Source organism: Lonsdalea britannica (genome assembly GCF_946477055.1).
GTDB classification, from domain to species: Bacteria; Pseudomonadota; Gammaproteobacteria; order Enterobacterales; family Enterobacteriaceae; genus Lonsdalea; species Lonsdalea britannica_A.
The window spans coordinates 1-3,000 of the sequence record NZ_CAMKXG010000344.1 but is presented as its reverse complement, the minus strand read 5'-3'; the positions used below and the strand labels follow the sequence as shown (position 1 = coordinate 3,000).

Sequence of the window (3,000 nt, the reverse complement as noted above, 5' to 3'; positions counted from 1 at the left end):
CGGCCCAGCGCATCAGCCCTTATAACGAGATGTACGTGTGGGATCGGGATAGTTTTGGCAGCATTAGCTTCAACGGCGAAGAGACCGGCTTTTCCCATCTTGGCCACATCATCGAGAACGACGTGATCCAACAGTCGCTGTGGCAACATGCGGAGCGCGCGCGCGACGTCACTCTCATCGCGCCCGCCGCCTTAAAGCAGGTCGCGTGGGGGGAAAACGAAGCCTTTATTACGCTGGAAGACGGCAGCATGCTGACGGCGCGGCTGGTAGTCGGCGCGGACGGCGCGCACTCGTGGCTGCGGCAACATGCCGATATTCCGCTGACCTTCTGGGATTACGGTCATCATGCGCTGGTCGCCAATATTCGTACTCAGCGCCCGCATGACTCCGTGGCGCGGCAGGTCTTCCACGGCGACGGCATGCTGGCATTCCTGCCGCTTTGCGATCCGCATCTCTGCTCCATCGTCTGGTCTCTGCCGCCGGAACGCGCACAGACTATGCTGGAAGCGCCTGCGGAAACGTTCAATTCGCAGTTGGCCGCCGAGTTTGATATGCGGCTTGGGCTGTGCGAGCTGGAAAGCGAGCGGCAGTCTTTCCCCCTGACGGCACGCTACGCCCGCAGCTTTGCGGCGCACCGGCTGGTGCTGATGGGCGATGCGGCGCACACCATTCATCCGCTAGCGGGACAGGGCGTGAATCTGGGCTTTATGGACGTCGCCGAGCTGATTGCCGAGCTGAAACGCCTGCAATCTCAGGGCAAAGACATCGGCCAATATCTCTATCTGCGCCGCTACGAACGTCGCCGCAAGCACAGCGCTGCGGTGATGCTCGCCAGCATGCAGGGGTTTCGCGATCTGTTCGCCGGTTCACACCCGGCCAAGAAACTGCTGCGCGACGTGGGGCTGAAACTGGCGGATACCCTGCCCGGCATCAAACCTACGCTCGTACGCCAGGCTATGGGGTTCCACGACATGCCTGAGTGGCTGGAAGAGCAACGCTAACCCTCCCTGTTATCTCCGGGAGCGTCTCAGACGCTCCTGAACGCTTTCCCCTTTCACCTGATTCGCGCCGACACATTGCACACGATGTTCCGCGCAGGAATACACCGACCCGCCCTTTGTTTTACCCATTAACCGTCAGGGAACCGAATAACGTTTTATCGAAGAAGCGTGGCAAAGATAAAGGCGAGATAAAAATACCGCACAATAAAGCGGCGACCTTTTTCAACATCATGTTAAAAGCGATATCGCTTATTTCTCATTACCGAAATAATATAAAAAAGCTATTTACATGATATTTCTGACTTAAAATACCCGGCTATAAAATAATAGTGGTTATATTTCTCAGGTGCTGCATTACACTAACTATATTGCGCCCTTCTATTAGCATTTCCGCTACACTATTAAAGCGTGACGGCAAGCAGATAATGTCGACACCTTTCATAGGTAGGTATATGATTGCAACCACATATAATCACAGGTCTTCAGTTTCTGCCGGGGTATTCCCAGCGGGGGGATCTGCCGTTTTCGTTCCCTGTTTTTTGCGCCGTTATTGAGGAGAAAATAACATGCTGCAAGCGCGTACCGTTAAAGAGAAAGTATTACTGGCTATATTGGTCGGTATTATTGCGGGCATTATTTGTGCCATTACAAAATTCGGCTGGGAAATTCCTTTTCCGCCCAGAACACCCGCACGAGATCTGACTAACCCGCCACAAGAATTGCTGCAACAGCTGGGCATGTCATTTGAGCTTTCTCACATTAGCTACCTGTTCAATGGCAACCCGCGCCCGATCATGAGCTTCATCATGCACTTCGGTTTCTCAATCACCTTCACCGTGCTGTACTGCATCGCTGCCGAATTCTGCACCAAAATCAAACTGTGGCAGGGCGCATTCTACGGCCTGGTTCTGTGGGTTGTGTTCCACGTCGTTCTGCTGCCGCTGTTCGGTACCGTGCCTGCACCGTGGGATCAGCCGTTTGCTGAACACTTCTCCGAACTGTTTGGTCATATGTTCTGCTTCTGGGTTGCTGAGCTTGCTCGCCGCGATCTGCGCAACCGTATGACACACCTGCCGGACGCTGGCGAAACGCGCTAATTCGCTGTTTAACGCCCGTACAATTCTGCCGCGGCCCCTTCTGGGTCGCGGCATTTTTTTCGCCCCTATCCGGCCGTTATCCTGTCGAACGTCTGACAACGCATTGATGCCAAAAGCGATTTATCACCCATGCCTTTGCCTTTTGCACAGCTTTAGCCGCCGTCGATTTACGACAGCGACACGCGCAATCCCGGCGTTATAAAGTTTATTGAAAAAAATTGACGTTAATTTACATATAAAGGAAATGCAGATGACGACAGGCCCCCATAACCAGCCCTATCGCTAAGGACATAACGAGTCAAAAGAGACTCATTTTATTAAATCTGACCATACCGAGGGCGGCATAACCTCGTACACATTCTCATTTAACCCCCTATTTTCACAACACGATTTGAATAGGGAATATAACCCAACTCAATATCAGGATATTTTCTATACCAAACTAAACTGGCGAAAAATGCAGGACGTTGCTATAGGTATATAAATATCGAATGCGTGCCATCACAGGGGAAATACTGGCGTCGTTCTTGAGCATTAAAAAAATGAGATAAATTTAAAAAAATAAGTGCAACATCAGGGAATATTACACTTATCAGCGCCCCCTCTCCACAGCAAGAAAAGAATCAAAAACAATAAAATCAGTTAGTTATCATCATAAAAACCAATAAAAAATGCCCTATTGGCTCAACATCCGCGCAGACAGGCTCCTTCCCCACACAGCTATTATTTAATGACAAGATGATTCGCATTAATTAACTAAATTAATAGCCAATCACATAAATGCGGCAATGAATCGTAAAAAAACCACTTAGGTAATTAATCTGATTTACGTTTTTTCAACTGGTGAAGAAATCTTTTTTTCTTACAATCACAACACGTTATTTTATTTTCATCAGCACAAC

2 protein-coding genes are annotated in these 3,000 nt (G+C 49.9%); both read left to right on the top strand.

Annotation, left to right across the window (positions count from 1 at the left end; genetic code table 11):
• A partial coding sequence (gene ubiI / locus Q7O77_RS16410) for an FAD-dependent 2-octaprenylphenol hydroxylase (protein ID WP_304169761.1) occupies positions 1-1,001 on the top strand: 1,001 nt, incomplete at its 5' end.
• Between the two features lie 569 nt (positions 1,002-1,570).
• Positions 1,571-2,098 (top strand): DUF1440 domain-containing protein, encoded by a 528-nt coding sequence (locus tag Q7O77_RS16405; protein WP_085652811.1) that lies wholly within the window; start codon positions 1,571-1,573, stop codon positions 2,096-2,098.
• The last annotated feature ends 902 nt before the right edge of the window (positions 2,099-3,000 follow it).